16 protein-coding genes are annotated in these 23,427 nt (G+C 56.0%); 2 read left to right on the top strand and 14 right to left on the bottom strand.

Annotated features, from left to right (window positions below; genetic code table 11):
* Positions 1-125: 125 nt before the first annotated feature.
* From E2484_RS23670 to E2484_RS23700, 7 genes are all read right to left on the bottom strand, one after another.
* The gene (locus tag E2484_RS23670) at positions 126-1,328 is read right to left on the bottom strand and encodes a CaiB/BaiF CoA transferase family protein (RefSeq protein ID WP_137287673.1); all 1,203 of its coding nucleotides are present in this window, start codon (positions 1,326-1,328) and stop codon (positions 126-128) included.
* A 58-nt stretch (positions 1,329-1,386) separates the two neighbouring features.
* The gene (locus tag E2484_RS23675) at positions 1,387-2,043 is read right to left on the bottom strand and encodes a thioredoxin family protein (protein WP_137287674.1); all 657 of its coding nucleotides are present in this window, start codon (positions 2,041-2,043) and stop codon (positions 1,387-1,389) included.
* 165 nt (positions 2,044-2,208) lie between these two features.
* Positions 2,209-3,336: a M24 family metallopeptidase gene (locus tag E2484_RS23680; RefSeq protein ID WP_137287675.1), complete on the bottom strand. Its 1,128-nt coding sequence runs from the start codon at positions 3,334-3,336 to the stop codon at positions 2,209-2,211.
* 95 nt (positions 3,337-3,431) lie between these two features.
* Positions 3,432-4,415 (bottom strand): ABC transporter permease, encoded by a 984-nt coding sequence (locus tag E2484_RS23685; RefSeq protein ID WP_170977485.1) that lies wholly within the window; start codon positions 4,413-4,415, stop codon positions 3,432-3,434.
* An 8-nt stretch (positions 4,416-4,423) separates the two neighbouring features.
* Entirely contained in the window at positions 4,424-5,416 is a 993-nt protein-coding gene (locus tag E2484_RS23690; protein WP_170977486.1) for an ABC transporter ATP-binding protein, read from the bottom strand.
* Positions 5,409-6,455: an ABC transporter ATP-binding protein gene (locus E2484_RS23695; RefSeq protein ID WP_170977487.1), complete on the bottom strand. Its 1,047-nt coding sequence runs from the start codon at positions 6,453-6,455 to the stop codon at positions 5,409-5,411. Before E2484_RS23695 ends, E2484_RS23690 begins: the two co-directional genes overlap by 8 nt.
* A 1-nt stretch (position 6,456) precedes the next feature.
* The gene (locus tag E2484_RS23700; RefSeq protein WP_137287679.1) at positions 6,457-7,374 is read right to left on the bottom strand and encodes an ABC transporter permease; all 918 of its coding nucleotides are present in this window, start codon (positions 7,372-7,374) and stop codon (positions 6,457-6,459) included.
* Positions 7,375-7,764: 390 nt separating this feature from the next.
* Here E2484_RS23700 and E2484_RS23705 point away from each other — a divergent pair, with 390 nt between their 5' ends.
* Positions 7,765-9,588: an ABC transporter substrate-binding protein gene (locus tag E2484_RS23705; RefSeq protein ID WP_137287680.1), complete on the top strand. Its 1,824-nt coding sequence runs from the start codon at positions 7,765-7,767 to the stop codon at positions 9,586-9,588.
* A gap of 77 nt (positions 9,589-9,665) precedes the next feature.
* Positions 9,666-10,106 carry an acyl-CoA thioesterase gene (locus E2484_RS23710; protein WP_137287681.1) on the top strand — a complete coding sequence of 147 codons (441 nt, stop codon included), beginning with the start codon at positions 9,666-9,668 and terminating at the stop codon, positions 10,104-10,106.
* Between the two features lie 166 nt (positions 10,107-10,272).
* Here E2484_RS23710 and E2484_RS23715 read toward each other — a convergent pair whose 3' ends face one another.
* From E2484_RS23715 to E2484_RS23745, 7 genes are all read right to left on the bottom strand, one after another.
* Positions 10,273-12,324, bottom strand: coding sequence for a hydantoinase/oxoprolinase family protein (locus tag E2484_RS23715; RefSeq protein ID WP_137287682.1), 2,052 nt, complete (start codon positions 12,322-12,324; stop codon positions 10,273-10,275).
* On the bottom strand, positions 12,324-14,102 hold the full coding sequence (locus E2484_RS23720; RefSeq protein ID WP_137287683.1) for a hydantoinase B/oxoprolinase family protein: 1,779 nt from the start codon (positions 14,100-14,102) through the stop codon (positions 12,324-12,326). The genes E2484_RS23715 and E2484_RS23720 overlap by 1 nt, the downstream gene beginning before the upstream one ends.
* Before the next feature lie 231 nt (positions 14,103-14,333).
* Positions 14,334-15,707, bottom strand: coding sequence for an aspartate aminotransferase family protein (locus tag E2484_RS23725; RefSeq protein ID WP_137287684.1), 1,374 nt, complete (start codon positions 15,705-15,707; stop codon positions 14,334-14,336).
* 78 nt (positions 15,708-15,785) lie between these two features.
* A complete protein-coding gene (locus E2484_RS23730; protein ID WP_137287685.1) occupies positions 15,786-16,571 on the bottom strand; it encodes an enoyl-CoA hydratase/isomerase family protein in 786 nt (261 codons plus the stop codon).
* Positions 16,572-16,738: 167 nt separating this feature from the next.
* Positions 16,739-17,941: a CaiB/BaiF CoA transferase family protein gene (locus E2484_RS23735; protein ID WP_137287686.1), complete on the bottom strand. Its 1,203-nt coding sequence runs from the start codon at positions 17,939-17,941 to the stop codon at positions 16,739-16,741.
* Between the two features lie 69 nt (positions 17,942-18,010).
* Complete coding sequence (locus E2484_RS23740) at positions 18,011-18,808, bottom strand: IclR family transcriptional regulator (protein WP_137287687.1); 798 nt, start codon at positions 18,806-18,808, stop codon at positions 18,011-18,013.
* A gap of 704 nt (positions 18,809-19,512) precedes the next feature.
* On the bottom strand, positions 19,513-22,671 hold the full coding sequence (locus E2484_RS23745; protein ID WP_137287788.1) for an FAD-binding and (Fe-S)-binding domain-containing protein: 3,159 nt from the start codon (positions 22,669-22,671) through the stop codon (positions 19,513-19,515).
* Between the last annotated feature and the right edge of the window lie 756 nt (positions 22,672-23,427).

Consider the following 23,427-nt stretch of genomic DNA (forward strand, 5'->3'; position numbering starts at 1 on the left):
GGCGAAAAAGCGATAATCGAGTGGCGGTGTCGGCTTACAAACCGATCGTCGGTGAGACGCTCGGACGTTGCGATTCTAAGCAGACCCAGTTTAATCGGGCTCTCACCTTGACTGAAGCCTTGTGGTCAGGTCGAACTCCCGAAGGCGCCCTCTTCGGTCCACCGGTCCAGCGTTGACTGATCGTCGGCCACGGTCTCGAAGACTTCATCGGTGTGTTCGCCGAGAGATGGAGCTGGAGATTTTATCGAGACGTCGTGGTTCGGGAAGTGGATGGGGTGACCCGGCATGAGGCAGTCGCCCCACTCGGGGTCGGTGTGCTCTTCAGCGAGCCCTCGAGCAGCGGTTTGGTCGTGGGAGACAACGTCTTCAATGTCGTTGACGGGACCGTTCGGGAAGCCGTATTCCGTGAGCTGCTCCATCCAGTGGTCGGTCGTATCGTTCGCGAACTCGTCCTGGATCGCACCGATCACCTCCTCGCGGTTTTCCACGCGAGCTTCGTTCGTCCTGTACTCGCGGATTTCATCGCGACCGAGCATGTCCACGAAGTCGTCCCAGCGCTCGTCACTTGGGACGCCGGTAACGATGCGGCCGTCAGAAGTGTCGAAGAGCTGGTAAGGGACTGACGTTTGGTGTGACGTGCCCTGCGGTTCCGGGACGTTCCCCGTCATGGAGTACAACGTAATATACTCATTCATGTACGCCACGATAGTGTCGAAGAGACTGATATCGAACTTACCGACGAATTCATCTGTCGATCCGACGCTGCCGCGTTCGTACAACCGAGCGAGAATTCCGAGAGCGGCGTACATACCCGCCCCGAGATCGCCGATAGCCTGCCCGACCTTGACGGGGTCGCCACCTTCGGGGCCCGTAACGCTCATAATCCCGCCCTCGGCTTGTAAAATCAGATCGAGACCCTTTTTCTCCTTGTACGGGCCAGTTTCCCCGTATCCTTTGACACTGGCGTAGACCAGGTCCTCGTTAAGACTTCGAACTGTTTCGTATCCAACACCCAGTTTGTCTGCAACGCCGTGACCAAAGTTTTCGATGAACACGTCAGCGTCTGCAAGCAGCTCGTGCGCTGCCTCCGTACCGGCGTCGGTCTTCAGATCGAGCGTGACGGACTTTTTGTTTCGGTTGTTGGCCATGAAGTAAGCGGCCTTTCCGTCGGGGCCTGGCCCTTCCCACCGGGCCGCATCGCCGACGTCTGGTCGTTCTATTTTCACAACGTCGGCGCCCATGTCGGCGAGGAGTGCCCCGCAAAATGGACCTGCTCGATGAACTGTCAATTCAACTACATTCAATCCAGCTAGCGGACCTTCAGACATTAGGTGAACGCAACGAAGGCGGTTATTATAAAACTTCTTCTGCGCTACGGAACCGAGTCTACTCAGGGACGTCGACCAGGTCTTCGACAAGTGAGCCGAGAGTCTCCCGAGAGTGGGCACCCAACAGCCTCGCGTCAACTCGACCGTTCTTCACGAAGAGAACTGTCGGTCCTCCCGCTACATCATACTCCTCCTGCAGCAACTCGGCTGATGCAGGTCCGTACACGGCTAGCAGGATGACACCCTCCGGTTGGGTCGCACAGTGCATCTCCAAGTCCTCGCGGACTAGTTCGCACGGAGCACAATCATTTCGCCATACGTAGACGATTGCCCTCTCATACGTCGCCAGTAGCGACGGTAACGCTTCGCCGGGGATGGGAAGGAACGGATCCGGTACACCGGCCGTCTCCGGCGTCTCCCCGACGAGGCCATCTAACAGCAGAGTGACGCGGAGCCGCTCGTCGTCCGATATTTCCGGAACGAATTCCGTTAGTGCCGCGTACACGGATCCGGCGTCTGTGTTATCATACGTGTCCTGCAGAGCCGCCAGCTTGTCTACGTCGTTTATCGCGGATTTGAATCCGGAACTCGACGTCTTCGACCGGTCCTGGACGGAGTCAACGAACGTCGCTGTAGGCCGAATTTGATTTTCTCCAGCTTCTTCAATCACGCCACGCTCGGACAATAACGCCATAATCTCGTGAGTCGGCTCCATCAGTTGATCTCGCTTGAACCGAGGGCTAGTTCGGGAATAAAGATTGTGTTCGTCATGTGAAGGGAATGCGAGGTCGGAATGTGATTTGGACTGAACGGCTACCGATTCGTGGCCGACACGTGACGAGTTATCGAGTGAGCAGCGTCACAAACAGTCGTGAGGAGATTACACGACTATCAGATCTCGTGACATATTCGTGAGCTCGATGAATCCGTCTTCCGTCACGACGACGTTGTCCTCGATGCGTACGCCTCCGACTCCCTCGATGTAGATACCAGGCTCGATCGTGAACGCAAGGCCGGGTTTGAGCGGTTGGGGATTGGTGGGGCCGATGTACGGAGGTTCGTGGCCGTCGAGTCCAATCCCGTGTCCGACGCGGTCGTCGAACTCGTAGCCCGCGTCTTCGATTACGTTCCGGGCGGCTAGGTCGACTTCACGGCACTCGACACCAGGTTCGACCGTCTCGAGCGCTCGTGCACTCGCCTCGTGAACGACCTCGTACATCTCTCGGATTTGTTCACCGGGGTCGCCAACCGCTGCCATCCGCGTCACGTCCGTGTAATACCCGTTGTAGACGGCACCCGTATCGACGAGAACGACGTCGCCGTCCCGGATGGAGCGCGAACTTGTATTCGCCATGATTGAGGCCGTTCGTTCCCCGCTGGTCACCAGCGTCACGCCCCACATCTCCGCGTCGCTTTTAATCAGGCGGGCTTTGAGTTCTGACTCAATCTCTCGTTCGGTCATTCCAGGTTCTAGCGCGGTCAGCGTCTCCGAGAGACACTCGTCGACGATTTCGCCGGACCGTTTGAGCGCTTCGATCTCCGCGTCGTCTTTGTTGGTCCGGAGGTCGGCAAACACAGGCTGGAGATTGACCGTGTCGTTCCAGTCGTACGCATCGCCAAGCGCAGCGGCGTCCAACAGACGGGTGTATCGGTAGTCCATCCCGATTTTACCGGTTTGGTCGCGGTCTTCGAGGAGACCAGCGACGATGTCTTGGACGGGATCAAGCAGGTTATCGGCGTCCGTTTGGTCGTACGTGTGGAGCTCCGAATCACCGCCGAATTCTGAGCGGATGCGGTCGACTTCGACCTCGGAAAGCACGAACGTCACGTTCTCACTCTGTTCGAGAATCGCGAGTAAAACCCGCTCGCTTCCGTGTTTCTCTAGGGGAGACTGAGACACCCCGGTGAAGTAGGTGAACGGTTTGCTGGGCTGTAGGATAACCGTCTCGATATCGTTCGGGAGTCGTTCGAAAAGCTGCTCACGCCGACTGGTGAAAACGTCGACCATGGTTTTTGCTCTAATGGAACGACGATAAGTGTTGTGCAGTCTCGCTCTCGTCCAAAATCAGATATAGGGAAAATCAGCCCACCGAGTAGAGGGGTCTAGTCGTCGCCGACACTTACCCGTGGATCGATAACGCCGTAGATGAGGTCCACGCCGAAATTAGCGATGATGATAAACGCTGCAGCGGCGAAGAAGACGAACTGGATGACGGGATAGTCGCGCGCGAGCACCGACTTCACTAGGGCGTTTCCGATACCGGGCCAGTTGAAGACCACTTCGACCAGAACGACTCCGCCGATCGCGCGAGTCATTGAGGTGGGGTACAGCGTGACCACGGGGAGTACTGAGTGCTTCGCGACGTGCTTCAGGTACTTCCATTGCGGAATCCCCGTGACTCTGTGATAGAACATAAAGTCCTGATTACTGACTTCGACGACACTCGTACGCATTATCAGCGTGGGGAGGTAGATGAACTTCAAGACGATCGCGGCGAACGGGAGGGTGTAGTGAAGGAGGAAGTCCGCAGTGAGATACGACCGGTACCACGCGGCGTCGGAGAACTGCTGGGACGTCGTGGCCGAGATCATACCCGAAGTCGGGAAGATATTGAGGAAGCTGGCGAAGACCACGATGAGCAAGATGCTGATGAAGAATCCGGGCATCGTGCCGAACATGATCGCGGGGATGGTTCCGTACCGCTCTAGTCTCGACCCGCGACGGTTCCCCAGTATCGTTCCGAAGACGGTTCCGATCACGTAGGCGACGGTGATTGCCGGTGCAACGAGCACGAAGGTGTTGAACATCTTCAATCTCACGTACTTCAGCACCGGCACCCGGAACTGCAGCGACGTGCCGAAGTCAAGCATCACGAAGTTGACCAAGTACCGCCAGTACTGGACGTAGAGCGGGTCGTTGAGTCCCCATTTTTCCCGGGTCGCTTCGATCACTTGTTCGCTCGCTCCCTGGTAGGCCAGTTGATCGATGAGACTGCCGGGCATCAGCCTGAAGAAGAAAAACAGGAACGTCAGAATGAGCCACAGCAGGGTAATCGTCTGCAGGCTACGGATCGCGACGTACCGCATGCGGCTACTCATTGGCCCACCTCCTCGTGCTCATAGTAGAGGTGGCACGCGACTTGGTGGTCCGCATCAGATTCCGTGGTACGCGGTGTCCGGTCACAGATGTCCATACGTTCGGGGCATCGATCGCGAAACCGGCAGCCCTCGCCGAGGTTGATTGGGTCCCGCGGCGTTCCTTCGACTTTCGTCCGCGGCCGATTGTGATGAGGATCGGGGATCGGAATTGCGTTGACCAATGCCTCAGTGTAGGGATGTTTGGGTTCGTGGAGCAACTGCTCCGTCGGAGCGCTCTCGACGATGCGACCCAGATACATGACGTTGATGCGATCGCAAACGTGCCCTACGGTCGATAGGTCGTGAGAGATGTAGATAATGGATACGCCAAGTTCTGTTGAAAGGTCGTTGAGCAAGTTGAGAACCGACGCCTGCGTCGAGACGTCAAGCATCGAAGCGGGTTCGTCAGCAAGGATCATATCGGGCTCAGTTACGAGTGCGCGAGCGATAGAGACTCGCTGTTTTTCTCCGCCACTCAGCTGCCTTGGGAGGCGGTCTAGATAGGTGTCGGGATCCAGTTCGGCGTTCTCCAGGGCGCGCCGAATTCGCGCGGTTTTGTCGTCCAGACCGTGTACCGCAAGTGGCTCGCGGAGCGATTCGCGCACGGTCATCTTCGGATCGAGCGAGTTGAAAGGGTCTTGGAAGATAATCTGGACGTTCCTGCGGAAGCGCTTCCAGTCTTTCCGGTCGAAGGTAGACAGGCGGTCCCCTTGGAACCGTATTTCGCCTCCGGTCGGTTCGTGCAGGCCGATCAGAAGTTCCAGGAGCGTCGTCTTTCCACAGCCGCTCTCACCAATAATCCCGATAACTTCGTTCGTATCGACGGTGAGAGACACGTCGTCGACGGCCTGGACGTGGTCCTCGTTCCCGAGAAAACTGTCCAGAAGTCCGCTGCTCTGTGAGAAGTATTTCCGCAACTCTCTGGTTTCGAGAAGGGCTTGATCAGTCATCGCTCTCCTCCTGGAAAGTCGCGGGGTTTTCACTCTCACGAGCGAGTTCGTCCAACTCATGTTTCCTGATACACGCTGCTTGATGAGCTATTTCGGTCTGGTCGCGAGCGCCGTTCGCGAGTTCAAGTGGCGGCGCGCCCCGTTCGCAATCCTCGATGGCGTACGGACACCGATCGGAGAACGTGCAGTAGTCAATATCGCCGAACGTCTGCGGGGGTTTCCCTTCGATATTTTCCAGTCTGCGGTTCGGATGGCGGATGTCCGGGAACGCTTCTTGGAGCATCATCGAGTATGGGTGTCGGGGATCCTCGTAGACGTCCGTTACCGTCCCGGTCTCCGCGATCTGTCCGCCGTGCATCACGGCCATCCGATCGCACGATTCGAAAACGACGCTAATGTCGTGGGTGATAAGTAACATACTTGTGTTCAATTCCTCCCGCACTCGATCATAATACTTGAATATCTGATCTTGCATGATGACGTCAAGTGCGGTCGTCGGTTCGTCTGCAACGATCAACGAGGGTTCGAGGAACAGTGCGAGCGCGATTATCGCTCGCTGTTGCATACCACCTGAAAACTGGTGGGGATAGTCGGAGATTCGGCTCTCGGGAATCCCGACGATCTCGAACATCTCCTTGAAGCGGGCCAATGCCTCTTGATCCGAATAGTCGGTATGGGCTTTGGCGATCTCGATTGCTTGATCCTTGATCCGCTCAAGTGGGTCAATGCTATTCATCGAACTCTGCGGGATGTACGCGATTTCGTCCCATCCGACGACATCGTTCAATTCCGAGAGCGAGAGGTCCTGAACCTCTTGCCCTTTGTACTTGATCGTCCCGGAGGCGATTTCGCCGTTCTCGTCCAGTCCACCGATGATCGACTTCGCGATCGTACTTTTTCCGCAACCGGACTCACCGACGAGCCCGAAGTACTCTCCACTTCGAATCGTGAACGAGGCGTCCGAAGCCGCAGTGAGCCATTCGTCTCCCGCCTCGTACTGAATGGTCAGGTCTTCGACTTCTAGCAGTGGTTCACTCATCTTACCCACCTCCTTCGGCGAATGCGGTTCCATTTTTCCCGGTGGAGTTAGACTCGTACGCACGGCCGAACATGAACGTAGCGAGGACCGTCAGAGAGATCAACGCTCCGGGGGGCAGCGACCACCACCATGTTGTGGCCATCGATCCCGATAGATACGCATTTCGAAGCATGACCCCCCACGACGGAACGAACGGGTTCGACACGCCGAGGAAGGCAAGACTCGCCTGAAGGATAATAGAATAACCCACGCCCAGTGCGAAAAACAGGACGGCCATTGGAGCCACGTTCGGGATGATGTGCTTGAAAACAATTCGCCGTTTGCTGGCACCCGTTGCTTTCGCGGAGCGGATGAACGGCCGCTCTTTTATCTGGAGAACTTGAGAGCGGAGAACCCGAGCGCTACCGCGCCAAAGGATCAGCCCGATAACGAGGATTGAAGTGTAAAATCCCACACCCAGTAACGTGACCAGAACGATCGCGAACGGGATGAACGGGATACCGTACACAAAGTCCGTAATCCGCATGAGGGCGTTATCGGTTTGTCCTCCCATGTACCCGGCGGTAATCCCGACGGATGTACCCAACACAAGGATCAGCAGTCCTCCCAGAAGCCCGGTTAGGACCGTTGGGCGGACACCGATGATGAGCCGAGACAGTACGTCGTAGCCTTTGTCAGTCGTACCTAACGGATGATCGATCGACGGTGATTCGCCCATTGCAATACTCCCATCGCGATAGATAGTCTCATTGGCTTCGTACGGTGCAACCGTTGGTCCGACGATTGCTAGGAGGACTAGCAAAGACAGGTAGAGGATACTGACCTTCGTAATCCTATCGCTGCGTATCAAATCGATAGCTTGTGAGAGATTCCGAATAATATAGTTCTTTTTCTGTGATGACTGCGACGTTGCACTCATGCTATGTGAGGTAATTACACTCTTTGTATAAATGCGTTAGGGATACGGCACACCGGATGACTCCATATTCTCTGCCTGTTTCCATGTAGTACTCCCGTGAGAGTCGGCACAGCTCGAAATTCGAGGCGCTCGACGTCCCATCGACGACCCGGAATCGAGAACGCAACACCGTTCCTCGATCCATCTCGTCTCGGTCACCGTTGAGCAAGCGTCCACCGGTGGTACCTCATTTTCCTCACTAGTACCCGGTCTACCCTTTCAAAGCATTTCTTTCGTAACCCACACGCCATTCGTACGTATAATTATAGTTGACATACTGTCAAACGCTCCCTTGCTCGTGTTAACTCACCCCAAAATATATATGGTGATAATGTGAGTCTATCTCACGTTATGTCCGACCAAGAACGCAAAGCGCGAAGTATCGATAGACGGTGGTTTCTCCAAGGACTCGGTGTCGCGACGGCGACCGGATTAGCCGGCTGCGGTTCGTCCTCCGATGGTAGCGGTGACGAAAACTCTGGAGGGAATGAAAGCCCCGGGGAGAACGAGAACCTCGGGGAGAAGGTGCCGCCGATCGACATCGAGTACTGGTCCAACCTGGCCACGGTGACGAACTTCAGTGAAAGTGTTCTCCCCGGCTTCAAAAAAGACATCGAGGAGGCGATTGATCACGAGGTCAACGTGAAGCCGGTCGAATTCTCTTCGCAGGTCGATAACGTCATTAACGACACGCGATCGCACCAGCTCTCGTTCTGGGTCCACTTTAACGTTCCTGACCGACTGGATCCCCAGGAGATGACTCGGCGGTACTCCATCGACTGGGCAGGCACGACGGGTCGCGACAATCCGCCGCAGTTCGCTAACTGCGAGTACACGGACCTGGCGGTCGGTCAGGAAAGTGCCAAGACAGAAACAGAGCGGGAAGAGATGGTTCACAATGCACACTCGATCCTGAGCGAAGAACTGGCAACGATTCCAGTCGTGCCCAACCTCGAAATCAGCGCCGTGAACACAGACACCGTCGACGCTACCCCCGGTGGCGCGGGCCTCGGGCCGATCAACCCCTCGGGATACATCAAAACCACACCGAAGGGCAAAGACACGCTTGTCGTTAACATCGATGCGAACTTCGTCCAGACGCTCAACTACCCGACGATTGGGAGTTCGAACGTCCAGTCCTGGTGGAACCAACTCACCCACTCCGGACTGACGATGTACGACGAGAACTATGAACTGAAAAATATCCTTGCGAAGAGTATTGAGGTTAGCAACGAAGGGAGGACCATCACTGCGGAGCTGAAAGACGCCACGTTCCACAACGGCGACCCGATCACGTCCGAGGACGTGAAGTTCACCTTCGAGCAGTTGTCGAACAACCCAGGGTCGTACTCGATGGCCGGACAGCCCCCGTACGAATCGATCGAAATCATTGACGATCGGACGACCGAATTCAACTTCTCGGAGCCGTTCTTGGCGATGAAAACGAAGACGATGGCGCGCTGGGGAATCTTCCACAAGGAAACGTGGGTCAACGGCGGCGGAGATAAGAACCCCGAGGATTTCGAGTTCGATCCGTTCGTCGGCTCGGGACCGTTCACTGTGGAGAACTTCCAAGCCGGCCAGAGTATCGAACTGTCGCCCCATGACGATCACCCCGTCTTCTCTCCGGATCACAACCTATTCTTCCGCGTGTATCAAGATCAGACCTCGATGGTCGAAGCGTTCCTTTCTGACGAAGTCGACTACATTACGGGCGTTTCGCCGGGGTCGATCGACCGGATTACGGGGCAGAAAGAGAATAGCGAAATCATCTCGGAGACAGGCTTCTTGCCGTACCTTCTCTACCCGCAGACGTCGTTCGCCCCGATGAAGTTCCGCGAAATGCGCAAGGCTATTGGGACGGCCATCAACAGGGACAAGGCGAATCAGCTTGGCTACAATGGTCGATCCGAGCCAGCGATGTTCTCGACGCCGTTGATGGAAAACCACCCGTATCGACCCTCGGAAGACACGCTTACGAAATTCACCGACGACCCGCAGGGCGATTCGGAGGCTGCCCGCAAGGCGCTAACCGATGCCGGTTGGGGCTGGGACAGCAACGGAAACCTCCGATATCCCTCGGACGCCGATCTCTCGGCGCGATGGCCCAAAGAGTCGGTGCCGCAGCCGGAAGACTTCCCCTGCATCGACGGAGAAGGAAATTACAAGGAATAAGACGGGATGTCGCCGAAGAAGCCACTACTCAAGGAACGTGATTCGGCAGGCGCACTCCCTCGGGGGAGGTCGCACCGATGAGCGAAGGGTTAGAGGATTTCGAGATGCGAGTCCGGTTCGAGGAGGCTGATCCACAAGGAGTCGTGTTCTTCGGGAACTACTTCACCTACCAGGACGAGACGTTGTACGAATACCTCCGCGAGATCGGCTATCCCAATGAGCGACTCCAGTCTGAGGGATGGGACGTACACGTCGTCCACGCGGAAATGGACTTCAAAGGATCGGCACGGTTCGAGGACACGATATCCAACTCGCTAACGGTCACGGAGATCGGTGAGAGCAGCATTACCGTCGAATACAGCGTCCGCTCATCTGAGAGCGGCGACCTACTGGCGAGTGGCGAAGTCGTCTACGTAGCCGTCGATGCTGATGGTCATCCAACCAGCGTCTCGTCTGAATTCAGGGCCGCGGTACGGGACTATCAGGGCGAACCATCCGACGTGTTCTCCGGGAAATAATTGGAGTCCCACCGGACTTACTGCTCCGGCGGGCGTCTAATCGGTTTAGGGAACCGGTTTTCGAGACGAGTGCGAACGGAAAGCACCGTCCAGTACGGGTGTAGACGCGAGATAACGCGAGGAAGAACGAAGATGGGGTAGAAAGGGGGGCAATAGCCGCGACGGGTCACATACTGAGGTGGTAGTTACCTAGCTGTGTCACCGTCATCGTGCTGTTTGGGGGGACGACAATCGTGGTCGTGTCGGTGTCGATCAGCGCGGGGCCGTTGAGTTCGTGGCCTGGCGAGAGCGACTCGCCCCGATACGCTGGCGACGAGCGCAGTTCGTCGTCGAAGTAGGCCTCGCGCTGCTCGTGGCGCGCAGTTTCGACCGATTCCGACGTATCTGCCGTGGCGACATCCGTTTCGCTCTTGCCGACGGCCTCGACGCGCCAGTAGAGGAACTCGATCTCCTGATCGAGTTGCTTGTATTTGTACGTCTCGTGGTGCTTTTCATGGAAGCGATCGACGAGCTCTGCCTGCACATCGCTGTCGACCCGGTCGGCTGGCAACGGGACCTGGAGTTCCCAAGACTGCTGTGGGTACCGCGCTTCGACGTAATAGTTAGTTAGTCGATTGTCCTCCGAGATCCCAACGCGGCTGAAGAACTCCTCGGCTTGCAGTGACAGGTCGGTGAGCGTCTGGTTGATGCCCTCGAAGTCGAATTGGTCACTGGTCGTGAAGTGGCTGGCGGAGAAGTCCCTCCGGATGTCGGAGATGATTCCGCCGACGGCGCTCACGACTCCAGCGTTTTCCGGGAGCAGGATATCGTCGATCCGCAGTTCGCGGGCGAACTGCGCGGCGTGGAGTCCGAGTGCACCGCCACCGCCGGAGAGGACGTAGTTCTGCGGGTCAATCCCCCGCTCGACGGTGACGCCTTTGATCTCGTTCACCATGTTTTGCGTCGCAGTGAGGTACACAGCGTGAGCGGCCTCGGCGGTGTCGAGGTCGAGTTTTGCTCCGATTTGCTCATCGATAGCGGCCGCCGCTGCATCGCGGCTAATCGGCATATCACCGCCGAGGAAATAGTTCTCGTTCACGTAGCCGAGGACGACCGCGGCGTCAGTGACGGTTGGATCAGAGCCGCCCTGGGGATAGCACGCGGGGCCCGGATCTGAGCCCGCGCTCTCCGGGCCGACGTGTAACAGTCCGCCTTCATCGACGTACGCGATGCTGCCACCACCGGAACCGATACTCTTCACGTCGACTTTCTCGATCCCCAGCACGTTATCCCCGACCTTGGCCTCTCGCGTCCGGGGAATCGTTCCATCCTGAATTACGCCCATGTCGAGGCTGGTCCCGCCCATGTCGAGGGCGAGGACGTCAGTGTGGCCGAGATCTGCTTGGACGAGTTCCCGTGCAGCGACGGGAAACATCGTTGGTCCCGAGTCGACGGTCCAGACCGGTGTCTCGATGATCTCCTCGACAGGCATGACTCCGCCGTTTGCCGAAATGATCAGTGGCTCGCCTCGGAAACCGGCTTGCGTGAGCCGTTCTTTTAGACGGGTGAGGTAATCACCGACGACCTCGTACAAGGACGCGTCGATGGCCGTCGAGGACGTTCGACGGTACTCCCGGATGATGGGGTTAACTTCGTGGCTGAGCGAGTACTCCAGTTCCGGAGCCAGTTCGTCGAGCAATTCGCCGATACGTTGTTCGTGGGCCGGATTGACGTGGGCCCAGAGCAACGATACAGCAACAGCATCGACGTCCGTCTCCGCGATCCGTCGGATTTTTTCCCGGACGGTGTCCTCGTTTAGCGGAGTGACGACCGCTCCTTGCGCATCGATTCGCTCCTCCACGCCGAAAGTGAGCGACCGTGGGACGTACGGTTCCGGGTACTCCACGTCCCAGTCGAACGGATCCTTCTTTCCGCCTTCCCTGAACATGAGGACGTCCTCAAATCCCGCGGTACAGAGGAGTGAGGTCGATGCGACCGTGTCCTCGATAATCGCGTTGGTCGCGATAGTCGTTCCATGAATTAATCGATCGGTGTCGGCGAGGAAGTTCGAAACCGACACATTGTACGCCTGGGCGGCTTTTTCACAGGCCTCGAACACCCCGTCAGTCAAATCTCCGTACGTCGTCGGCGCTTTGAACGAGCCGGTACGGCCGTTCCCGTCACGCACGTACAGATCGGTGAACGTGCCACCGATGTCGATCGCGAGCGTGTACTTCATTACGAACTCACCTCCTCGTCGCGAACGATAATGTCGCCGTCGTCCGTCTCGGTGATTTCGACTCCATACGTCTCCTCTGCCCGGTCGATGGAGATGAGTCCTGCTTCAACGTCCGCGCGAACCAGTTCCGGGTCTCGTTCGGTCGGGTCACCGTATCCACCACCACCGGGGAGAACACCGATGACGAACTCGCCGGGGTCGAGTTCCTCCACGCCCGGGGAGCTGAGCTCCTCAACCTCGCCGTCCGTGGTCCGTTTTTTGACCGCGGCTGAAGCACCCGACTCGCCGCCGTTGATGCCTTTCGGGGGGTACTTGAATCCGGTACCGTGAAACGCCACGGTCATCGAGCCCTCGTGGGGACCGTACTCGACAATACCGCTCGAACTTCCGCGCCACGTACCCGCCCCTTCCGTGTCCGGGAGGAGATGGTTTCGCCGGACGAGGATCGGATACTTCTGCTCGTCAACCTCGACGCTGTCGCGGTACAGGACTCCGCAGGTGTCGGGAGTGCCGTACGTGACCCATCCGTCGTGTCCGTGGACCGCGCCACCGCCACCGCCGGTGAAAAACAGTTGGTTAGCGTACTGCTCTCCGTCCCGACGGTCGTCGAACCCCGAGATGACGCCCCAGTTCGGGGGCATCGCCGCGTTCCCCTCGGCGAATCCGTACGGTTCTCCGAGTTCCCCGAATGCGGCCCGAACGGCGTTGAAGAGCATGTCGTTCACGTTTGAAGTGGCGCAGGACGTGCCGACTGGATACTCTGGCTTCCCGACAACTTTGCCTTCATCCATCTCCAAATCTATCCGGCTGATACTTCCGTGGTTGTGGGGGAGATCGGGGTCAAGATTACAGAACACACCCCCGTAAGCGGACGACGTCACAGTCGCCTCGGACAAGTTCACCCCCGCGGGAATGTTGTCGATGTTGTCCGTGAAGTCCACCAAGATACGCCCTTTGTCTGGCTTGATCGAGACGTCGACCGTGATCGGAATCCCTTCGGGCGCGGCATCGTTGTAGTAGATCGGGTCGTGGTATGTGGTGTACGAGAAGTCTGCTTCGGGAAGGCGTCCGATCTCTTTGATCATCATTTCCTCACCGTAGCGGAGCCACTCTTCGATGAACGCTTTGATTACGTTGGTTCCGTACTCCTCGCAGAGTTCCTGGATTCGCTCTTCTCCAGTTCGGACTGCAGAGGTCTGGGCGAGATAGTCGCCGTACCATTGGGTTTCGCCCGCTCGAATGTTCAGTTTGCACATCCGAACGATATCGTCCTTGTCTTCGTAGTCCTCTTGAATGCGCACCGCTGGGAAGTGTGGACCCTCTTGATAGATTGTCTCCGCATTTTGCAGATAGGTGGTCGGTTCTGGGGCGCCTACGTCGGCCTGGTGAGCCCGATTTATCGACCAAAATAACGGCTCTCCGTCGAAGAACACCGGCGCGTACAGCGTGTAGTCTGCGTGATGCGTGTTGCCAGCGTAGGGCGAGTTGGTCAGAAAGCAGTCCCCGGGCGAGATATCGTCAAATTTCTCGAGCGTATACTGCGGATGAAAGTGAATGTTGGCGAGGTGGACAGGGAGCCCTTCGTCGATCATGAACGTCCGCCCGTCGTACAGGGTGATTCCCGAGGAGAAATCGCGTGCTGCATTGATGACGGCGGAACGGGCTGATCGGAGCAGCGACTGAGTCATTTCCCTGGAAATGGACTCAAATTTCTTCGCAAGGACTGTTACTAGGTACGGTTCGATTTCTGCCGATGCAGATTGATCGTCGTTTCTCATCCATCTACTATTTATAATAATGTGGTATATATGTTCGGATGCAAATGTCAGGAGTAACCAACTATTCGGCCACGTAAATCGCGCGGAGGTGGTGTATTGTAATATCCATTTGTAGTGGCGGCGGGCGAACGTCTACTAACCGTATCTGGGGTCAGAATACCGGTGCAGGAACAGCAAATGCGACAGAAACTCGGCATCAAACAGTTGATTCCAACGGAACCGAACCGTTATTCACGCCGACTGTGGGGGTAGTTCATCAATCGCATCGAGAATAATCTCGATTCCCGTTTCAGCTTGGCCTTGCGTAACAACCAGCGGAGGGAGAAGCCGTAGAACCTGACCGTACCGACCCGCTTTCCAGACGAGGACTCCATGCTCGTAGCAGTACTGTTGGATGTCGCTGACGACGTCCGAATCGGGGGTCCCGTCGGCGTCGACGAATTCGACGCCGATGAACAGTCCTTTCCCTCTAATTTCGCCGATTCGAGAGTTATTTTCGGTTCCCTCGCGAAGCCGAGATCGCATGTATTCACCTACATCTCGAGCATGAGTCAGCAAGTCGTGGCTCTGAATGTATTCAATCGCGCGCGTCCCCGCGCGCATCGCTGGGAGAAATCCGCGGTACGTTCCGGCGTGTCCGCCAGCTTCCCACGTATCTAGATCCTCGTGGTACATCGTGGCAGAAAGCGGAAGCCCAATACCGCCGAGTGCTTTTGCCATCGGCATCACGCTGGGGGTGACGTCGTACCAGTCACTTCCGAACCACTGACCGGTTCGACCGAGGCCTGCCTGGATTTCGTCTACGATTAACGGGATGTCGTGATTGTCTGCGATTTCGCTCAGCCCTGGCAGGAATCCTTCGGGTGGGGTGATTACTCCTCCCTCTCCCTGGATGGGTTCGACCCAGATACCGGCGGGATTCGTTACTCCACTGAACGGGTCGTTCAGAATAGAGCGGACCTCAGCCAGCGCCTCATCGACAGCTTCAGCACCGGATTTGCCTTGCAAATGGGGATACGGATACTTGGCGAAATGAACATTACTGAGAAGCGGAGTGTAGTCAGCTTTGTACTTTTTTCCGGCCGTGAGGCTCAGTGCGCCAGCGGTCCCTCCGTGATAACTTCCCCGAAACGCGATTAATCCGGTTCCGCCCGTATTGTATTTTGCCAGTTTGATTGTACCTTCGATGGCATCGCTCCCCGTCGGACCACCGAAGATGACGCGATTATTGTCGGGGAGCGATCCGGGTGCGATCTCGTTCAACTTCTCGATGAGATTCATCCGGACCTCTGTCGGGAAATCGACCGTGTGTGCGAGTGTACCCAACTGTTCCTGGGCGGCCTCGAGAACGTACGGATTACTATGGCCGACATTGAGTACACCGATTCCAGCAAAGAAGTCGAGGAACGTATTGCCATCTACGTCACGGATAGTGGCTCCTTTTCCCTCTTTGAACGCCACAGGGATGTTTTTTGGATAGGCGACTGCATTCGATTCGCGCTGTCGTTGAGTTTCGAGTAACCGCTTCGAGTTCGGACCCGGAACTTGATCGACGTCTGGTGCGTCCGCAAAGTGCAAGTCACTAATGTCAGGACCAACGGCCATATGACGTATTCTCAAGGGCCCCTATTATATTTTCCTAAAGTGGTAAAACACCATTCTGTACTCAACAACCGAGTTTATTCAATCGTTCAAGAATTCGCCAACAAGTTCCTCTCGTTCTTCCGTCGCGAATTGCTCCCACCAGAGTTCGCGTTCGTGATTGTGGGCGGTTTCCAGATCCGAAGCCTCCACGCTATAGTTAATCGCTTTCTTCGAGTTCTTCACCGCAGTCCGACCTGTCCCTCGCACGTCGTCGGCGATTTTGTCGACGGTAGAGTCTAGTTCGTCGCGGTCAACGATCGAGTTGATGAAACCGATCTGATGCGCTTCTTCAGCGTCGATCAGGTTCGCGGTGAACACCAGCTCCTTCGTCTTGGCTTCGCCGATCAGTTGCGCGACGCGGTATGTGGATCCGCCGCTCGGGATTTGTCCGATGTCGGTGACGGGAACGCCGAATTTGGCGTCCCGGACGGCGATACGGATATCACAGTAACTGGCGAGGATGAAGCCGCCCCCGACACAGTATCCATTGATTTTAGCAACCGTCGGCGCGTGAAGGTTTCTCACTTCCTTGTAGACGCCCTCGAAGAACAGTTCCCGGCGGATCCGCTGTTTCGGATCGTGGTTTTCCGTAGGTCCGGCGTACTGCTCGATGTCTGCACCGCTACAGAAGGCCTTGTCACCTTCGCCTGTGATAACCACTAACTCCACCTCCCGGTGTAGTTGGAGTTCCGAAAATGCACGGGATAAATCGTGGTAAACTTCGCTGCTCAACGCGTTGTACTTTTCTGGACGTTGGACGGTGATTGTAGCGACCTTCTCCTGGAGTTCGACCGAAATGCTTCCATAGCCGTTGAAATAAGCCATGTGACTACCGTCACGTGAAAGTACCATATAGGTTCTGGAACGTAACATTTCGGGAGTGGGCACGCGAAAATCCGGTGCTGTGGTATCCCGCCCGCTTCCAAATACGTCGGCAGCAAATTCAGTACTTCGAGGTTAACGACGTGGTGAAGGTAAGAACAGCGGTGATACTAGCTATCGAAAACTCCCTGTTCGGCGAGTATTTCAATTTCATCGCTAGAGTACCCGATTTCTTCGAATACCTCGCGGGTATGTTCACCAAGTTGTGGCGCAAACGACTCAAACCCGCTTTCAGCGTTGCGATAGTTGAGTGGGTGTTCAATTACTGGAACAGTCCCGTGTTCCGGGTGTTTCATTTCAACGACATTATCGCGGGCCTTTGACTGCTCATTGTACAATGCATCTTCAACACTTTGGACAGGCCCTGCCGGGATACCCACATCCTCAACAAGAACGGAGAGCCATTCGTCGGTGGTCCGCTCAGTCAATGTCGTTTCAAGTTCAGTTTCTAATTCTGCCATATGTTCCACTCGATCTGCATTCGTTTCGAACCGCGGATCGTCAATGAGATCTTCACGGTCAAGCCCGATACAGAGATTGCTCCAAAGCTTCTTATTGAGACACGCGATATTGATGTACCCGTCTTTAGTCTCGAACGTTTGATACGGCGCAAGCACTGGGTCTTTCGTGCCCATTCGAGTTGGCGTCTCCTCAGCAAACACTTTCCCCGCTTGTTTGGTCAGCCATGGGAGTGTTGCATCGAGCATTCCTAAATCAATGAACTCGCCTTTTCCTGTCTGCTCTCGGCGGTACAACCCGTTGAGAACTCCAAATGCTGCCCACATCGCCGTAATGAGATCTGTCTGAGGGAGCCCTACTTTGACTGGAGGTCCATCAGCTTCGCCAGTGACGCTCATAATCCCACTGATTCCCTGAATGAGAAGGTCATAGCCTGGCCGTTTTTGCCATGGCCCAGTCTGGCCGAACGCCGAGATTGCACAGTAGATAATCGACCCATTGTACTCTGTGATGTCTTCGTACGCGACCCCGAGCTTCTCGGCCGTCCCTGGCCGGTAATTTTGGAGGAAGACATCTGCTTCTGATGCAAGGTCATACAGCGCCTGTTTACCTTCGTCTGTTTTCAGATCGAGTTCGATACTCCGCTTCCCGTAGTTAACGCTCCAGAAATACGGCGATTCGTCGTTTATAAATGGTGGGCCGGAATGCCGGTTATCATCGCCAACACCCGGTCGTTCAACTTTGATTACGTCTGCTCCCTGATTTGCAAGCATCAGCGAGGCAAATCCTCCAGTGACGAATGTCGTTAGGTCAAGGACTGTCACGTCACTCAATATCTTGCCGCGTTCTGGCATGGTCCTATCGACACACACAACAGTCATAAGGTTTTGCGTAAGCGGCCGCAGATAGAGGTCGTACCACGTTCAGAGAAGTTGCTGACTCTCTGAGTTCGACGTTTCAATGTTAATTTCGATTATATTTGCAGCCTGTTTAAGGATTTGAGGATAGTCTTCGGTGAATTTTGAATCTTGCATTCGAGCCGTCGGAGCTGAGATACTAATCGAACCCAGAATCTCTTCTTCCTTGAAAATCGGCACCCCAACAGCACGAATGCCAGAAACTTCTTCTTCGTAATTTAGCGCATACCCTCGGTCCCGGACTTCTTCGAGATTATCCAAGAGCTCTTCTCTATCTACTATCGTATTGTCCGTCATCTTCGTCAAACCATGGTCGCCAATGATCTTCGCTACTTTTGAGTCTGGTAAATGCGCAAGAATTGTTTTTCCAGAAGCCGTACAGTGGAGGTACTCGAGCTCTTCCTGCATCAACGTTCGGTAGTCAGTTGCGACAGCGTTGTCCCCCCAGGTTTCATAGAGCGAGACTTCACGACCATTATGTTCAACCATAAGGTGAACAATCTCACCAGTTTCCTCAGCGACGTTATCCACTTCTTCCTTCGCAGCGTTATACAGACGGGAGTGATTTCGAACATGCTCGCCATAGATTATAAATTGATAACTTAATGCGAACCCCTTATCCTTTTCTACGACCAAACCGAAATTTTCCAAAGTTGTTAGGTGAGTATGGATGGTTCCAACAGACAAATCAATTTCTTCTGTTAACTCTGAGAGGGTGGCACCTTCTCTTTCTTTAATCGTCTGTAGAATCTTGCACGACTTTTTGACTGCCTTTATCTCTCTTCCTCCTGATTCCTTCGTCATTGATTGTTTCTTGTTTCCAAATCACGACCCCGCCCACAAGTATTTTACTATTATCAAAACTAATAGCGCCTTATTGCATGTGTTTAATGTTATATTTAACCACCTCAGAAAAGTCTGCCATCAATGACCGAGCCAGACGATGCATTATCTCAAATAATTTAATATTTGGAATAATATATGGGATGTGGTGGAATCATAATCACTATTTAAACGAAAGCCAACGGGAAGTCTTGACTCGTATTTGCCCTTACTGATTACCACGTTCATGAGGTCTACGACTTGCTTCCATTCATTCTCACCGCCACCCCCAGCGCTAATTGCTGGAAGGTATAATTTGGTCGATCGTAGCGGTGTCCTGGTCCTCTCTGTTGTTTAGGGGTATTATTTGAAGCTATCAAAAGCTACGCTGTTTCAACTGAGACTTTACGAACACTCTTTTACTATCTGTTACAAACATAGGGTTGTAACACATCTTCTTCATTCTCAGTTTTTCTTTCCAATGATTGTGATTATTGGTACCTAGTGTGATGGATTCTTTGATAGAATCAAAACCCTCTGAAGTGTCGACGCATCTCTGCTTTGCTGGGTGACGTTTCGTTCTCAGCCTCTTCTCCTCACTAGTATTGGATTCATTTCCCTATCCTCAGTGCAGACGTGCGTACTGCTCCAAAGAGTATATTCTGCGAGCAGTATCGTTATTTTTACTATATTTCTACTATTGCTTCAGCTACTTTTTCAATTGGGTGAGGCAGTTCGCCCCCAAGTGCTTCCCAGTCGCCGAGCTGGGCCCGACAGGACGCACCGGGTGCGACCACCGTGTCACCGTCGCTCGACTTAATCTGGTCGAAGAGAATCTCAGCGATCTTCCGGCTCATCGAGTAATGCTCGGCCTCATAGCCGAAGCTACCCGCCATCCCGCAGCAACCCGAATCGAGCGTATCAACCTCGTAGCCCGCCTTACGGAGGACGCTGGCCGTGTGGGTCTCCTTCTTCGTTGCCTTTTGGTGGCAGTGTCCGTGATAGGTCAGCGTCTCTTCCGGCGCAGAGAATTCGAGGTCAAACTCGAAGCTGTCGAGGTATTCACAGACGCCATAGGTGTTCACGGCTACCCGTTCGGCTTCGATAGCGAGGTTAGAAGCTCCGCCAGTGTCTTTCCCCCTGCCTACCACACTCGCACCGTTCGCTTCCATGTCTGCTTCTGAGTCGCCGGTTCGGGGCTCGGCGTACTGCTCGCCCGAGCGGCTGGCTCCTGGGCGCTCGTGGCCAAGCAGGTCGAGGTAGTCCGACTGGAGCATCACGGCGTCGCTGGGTTCGACCACCACGACGTCCCAGCCGTCGCGGACGCGAGGTGCAAGCGCTTCAACGTTTGTTCGGGCGCGCTCGCGGGACATGTTCAGGAAGCCCTTCGAATGGGCGGGCCGCCCGCTGTCGGTCACTTCGGCCGGAATCTGGATGCGGACGCCCGCCGATTCGAGGACCTTCACTGTGGCCTTCCCGGCATCTGGATGGTTGTAATTAGTGTAGGCGTCGGGGAACAGCGCAACCTTCCGAACGGCCTCTGATTTGGGGACCCGTGGACCGCCGCGGGCCTCGAACCAGTCCACGAGCGTTTCGCGATGGAAGGTCGGGAGGCTGCGCTCGCGGGCGATGCCGAGGGCTCTCTCCATCACGACCCGCACGCCCGGCACCTCGCTAGCCCAGTTCGATAGCGGCGCCAGCGCGCTGCCTACCTTCGAGAGGCCTCCAACGTTGGCGAACAAGCGCTCACGCAGGCCAGCGCCGTGGCGCTGGTGGTATTCGTGCTCGATTTCGGCCTTGAGCTTGGCCATGTCCACTTCGCTCGGGCAGTCGCGGGCGCACCCCTTACAGCCGATACACAGATCCATCACTTCAGCCATGAACTCAACGTCGAACTGCGCATCCCCATCGCCGGCCGCTGCCGTGGGCAAGTCACCCGACATCGCCTGCCGGAGCATGTTGGCTCGACCGCGTGTGGCGGTAATCTCCTCATCGGCCGCCCGATAGGTCGGGCACATCACACCGCCGGTAGTCGACTGGCCGCCGCGACAGCCTCCGCAGCCGTGGCAGAGCTCGACCATCCCCTGGAAGCCGTTCTCGTTTTCCCACTGGAGTTTGGGATCGAACCCCGCGTCGAACTCGTAATCGGGGTCGAACCGCAAGTTCTCAGTCATATCATTGTTGCCGCAGACGTTACCCGGGTTGAGCAGCCAGTCGGGGTCGAACGCCGTCTTCAGCTCGCGGAACAATTCCCAGACCTCGTCACCGTACAGTTTCCGGTTCCACTGGGTCCGGGCGCGACCGTCGCCGTGCTCACCGGATACGGAGCCCCCGTACTTAACGATGAGGTCAGTCGCCTGGTCCGCGATAGCCTCCATCTGGTTCACGCCAGCGGGACTCTTCGTGTTCACCAGCGGCCGGACGTGGAGACAACCTGGTCCGGAGTGGGCGTAGAAGCTGGCGAACGTGTCGTTGTCTTCGAGCACCTGCTGGAAGTCGGTGACGAACTCCGGGAGGTTCTCGGGCGGGACCGCGGCGTCCTCGATGAACGAGATGTGCTTGGCGTCCGACGTCCGCGAGAGCAGGATGGGGAGCCCCGACTTCCGGAGCTTCCAGAAGCGAGCCCGATCGTCTGCGTCGTGGGCCTCCAGCGCGTCGAAGGCGAGAGCCCCCTCGCGGTCGTCGCGAAGGGCGGCGACCTTTTTGCGGCCCTCCGCGTCGTCGTCGGCGTAGAACTCTACGAGCAGGACCGACTCGGTCCCCTCCGGGAGAATATCGACAACGTCGGCGAACTCGTCGGTGTTCCGCGCGAGGTCGATGAGTACGTCGTCTAGCACTTCTACCGCGGCGGGGTCGTGGTCGAGGATGGGCGCGACGTCCTCCATCGCATCGAGGAGGTTCTCATAGGTCAGCAGCGCCACCGACTTGGTTTCGGGAACCGGCTCAAGGCCGACCTCGGCCTCGGTAACGACGGCAAGGGTCCCCTCGCTACCCGCGAGCAAGCGCGCGAGATTGACGGTTCCAGTCTCCGCTTCGTTGATCAGCCTGTCGAGGTTGTACCCGGAGACGTTGCGCTTAAGCTGGGGATACGCCTCGTTGATGGCGTCAGCCTCCTCTTCGATGATGCGGGCGACCTCAGCGTAGATGCGTGCTTCGAGATCGCCCTCAAGGTCGCCGCGCTCGCGGAGATTCTCGACTGTCACTTCACCAAAGGTCGTTACGGTGCCGTCGACAAGGACGACCTCGCACTCCTCGACGTAGGCGTCGGTCTTGCCGTACTTCAGCGAGTGGGAACCGGTGGAATTGTTCCCGATAGCGCCGCCCAGCGCTGACCTTTCGCCCCACGCAGGGTCGGGCGCGAACTTCAGGCCGTGGGGTGCTAGCTCCTCATTGAGTTCGCCTAGTACCACACCCGGTTGCACGCGCGCTGTGGGAGTCTTACCGTCGGTGTGCACCGATACCACTCCGTCCATGTAGCGCGTGAAATCCAGCACGACCGCCTCGTTGACGGCCTGTCCGGCCAGACTGGTACCCCCGCCACGCGGTAGAACCGGAATCCTGCGCTCAGCGCAGTACTCCATAACCGCCGCCACATCGCCGGTCGAAGTGGGGAAGACGACGCCGATAGGCGTTACCTCGTACGCGCTGGCGTCGGTCGCGTAGAGATGCCGAGTGTAGTCATCGAATCGCGCTTCTCCGTCTATTTGAGCATTCAGGTAGGCAATGAAATCTAATTCTTCCTCACCGCCGACGTAGTTGTAGTCAACTCGTGAATCTTCTACAGGATTGTCACGGTCCGTTACGTCTGCTCGCTCATTATTATCTATGTGGTCAAATATCCTCATTATGTAATAGATCCTCGTTATATTTGAGCCGTAGAGCGCCACTAACAATAGCTTTTCTGTTATGGTCGTGAGGCAGTATTATCATTTTTATCTCGTGTGTAAAAGTATGAACAACATCAAAAATCCGCTCTTGATAATCGACGTGGAAAGCGCGGGACCCGCACTGAGGAGATAAACGACGTGCTGGAATCGTTCATCGGCGGCCGCGGCGTCGGCACGGAACTCACCTACGATCGCATTCCGTTCGATGCCGACTCGTTCTCCCGGATAACAGTCTCTTTTTCATACCAGGCCGATGCAGGCCTCCCGGATGTGCTTCACCGACCGAATGAACCTCACGGGCGTCTTGCCGTTGACCGGCGACCTGCCGTCGTCGAATGCCGCCGGATTCATACCCCTCCCTTTTTCTGGCTCCGGGTTCAGTGCGGTCGAAATCAAGGGCGAGAGACGACCTAATCGTCATCAAGCCGATTGACGAGAAAGTTAAAAAGCTGATCCTCGTGGATCTCATTGTCTGCTTGCTGTTTAGAGTGCACATCCTCAGCAAGCAGACGTTCTAACTAACCGGCTTTGTGAGGTGCTGAGACTAGCGAGACTACGGTTGAAGCGACACTAGATGGCCTGCTTGCAAGTCCACCAGCCAGCCCCTGACCATCAGGCGAAGCGTTTCTGATTCCAGTTCCCGTTGGTCACGCTGTCTTATACCGTGTAGATAATCAGCAATTCTCATCGTTGCCTGATCCAGAGCGACTGAGA

This window comes from Halorussus salinisoli (genome assembly GCA_005239435.1).
GTDB classification, from domain to species: Archaea; Halobacteriota; Halobacteria; order Halobacteriales; family Haladaptataceae; genus Halorussus; species Halorussus salinisoli.

What these genes read in the sequence shown, in the direction of transcription:
- E2484_RS23670 (WP_137287673.1), bottom strand. Translation starts at nt 1,328, where the DNA reads ATGTCTGAAGGTCCGCTAGCTGGATTGAATGTAGTTGAATTGACAGTT.
- E2484_RS23675 (WP_137287674.1), bottom strand. Translation starts at nt 2,043, where the DNA reads ATGGAGCCGACTCACGAGATTATGGCGTTATTGTCCGAGCGTGGCGTG.
- E2484_RS23680 (WP_137287675.1), bottom strand. Translation starts at nt 3,336, where the DNA reads ATGGTCGACGTTTTCACCAGTCGGCGTGAGCAGCTTTTCGAACGACTC.
- E2484_RS23685 (WP_170977485.1), bottom strand. Translation starts at nt 4,415, where the DNA reads ATGCGGTACGTCGCGATCCGTAGCCTGCAGACGATTACCCTGCTGTGG.
- E2484_RS23690 (WP_170977486.1), bottom strand. Translation starts at nt 5,416, where the DNA reads ATGACTGATCAAGCCCTTCTCGAAACCAGAGAGTTGCGGAAATACTTC.
- E2484_RS23695 (WP_170977487.1), bottom strand. Translation starts at nt 6,455, where the DNA reads ATGAGTGAACCACTGCTAGAAGTCGAAGACCTGACCATTCAGTACGAG.
- E2484_RS23700 (WP_137287679.1), bottom strand. Translation starts at nt 7,374, where the DNA reads ATGAGTGCAACGTCGCAGTCATCACAGAAAAAGAACTATATTATTCGG.
- E2484_RS23705 (WP_137287680.1), top strand. Translation starts at nt 7,765, where the DNA reads ATGTCCGACCAAGAACGCAAAGCGCGAAGTATCGATAGACGGTGGTTT.
- E2484_RS23710 (WP_137287681.1), top strand. Translation starts at nt 9,666, where the DNA reads ATGAGCGAAGGGTTAGAGGATTTCGAGATGCGAGTCCGGTTCGAGGAG.
- E2484_RS23715 (WP_137287682.1), bottom strand. Translation starts at nt 12,324, where the DNA reads ATGAAGTACACGCTCGCGATCGACATCGGTGGCACGTTCACCGATCTG.
- E2484_RS23720 (WP_137287683.1), bottom strand. Translation starts at nt 14,102, where the DNA reads ATGAGAAACGACGATCAATCTGCATCGGCAGAAATCGAACCGTACCTA.
- E2484_RS23725 (WP_137287684.1), bottom strand. Translation starts at nt 15,707, where the DNA reads ATGGCCGTTGGTCCTGACATTAGTGACTTGCACTTTGCGGACGCACCA.
- E2484_RS23730 (WP_137287685.1), bottom strand. Translation starts at nt 16,571, where the DNA reads ATGGCTTATTTCAACGGCTATGGAAGCATTTCGGTCGAACTCCAGGAG.
- E2484_RS23735 (WP_137287686.1), bottom strand. Translation starts at nt 17,941, where the DNA reads ATGCCAGAACGCGGCAAGATATTGAGTGACGTGACAGTCCTTGACCTA.
- E2484_RS23740 (WP_137287687.1), bottom strand. Translation starts at nt 18,808, where the DNA reads ATGACGAAGGAATCAGGAGGAAGAGAGATAAAGGCAGTCAAAAAGTCG.
- E2484_RS23745 (WP_137287788.1), bottom strand. Translation starts at nt 22,671, where the DNA reads ATGAGGATATTTGACCACATAGATAATAATGAGCGAGCAGACGTAACG.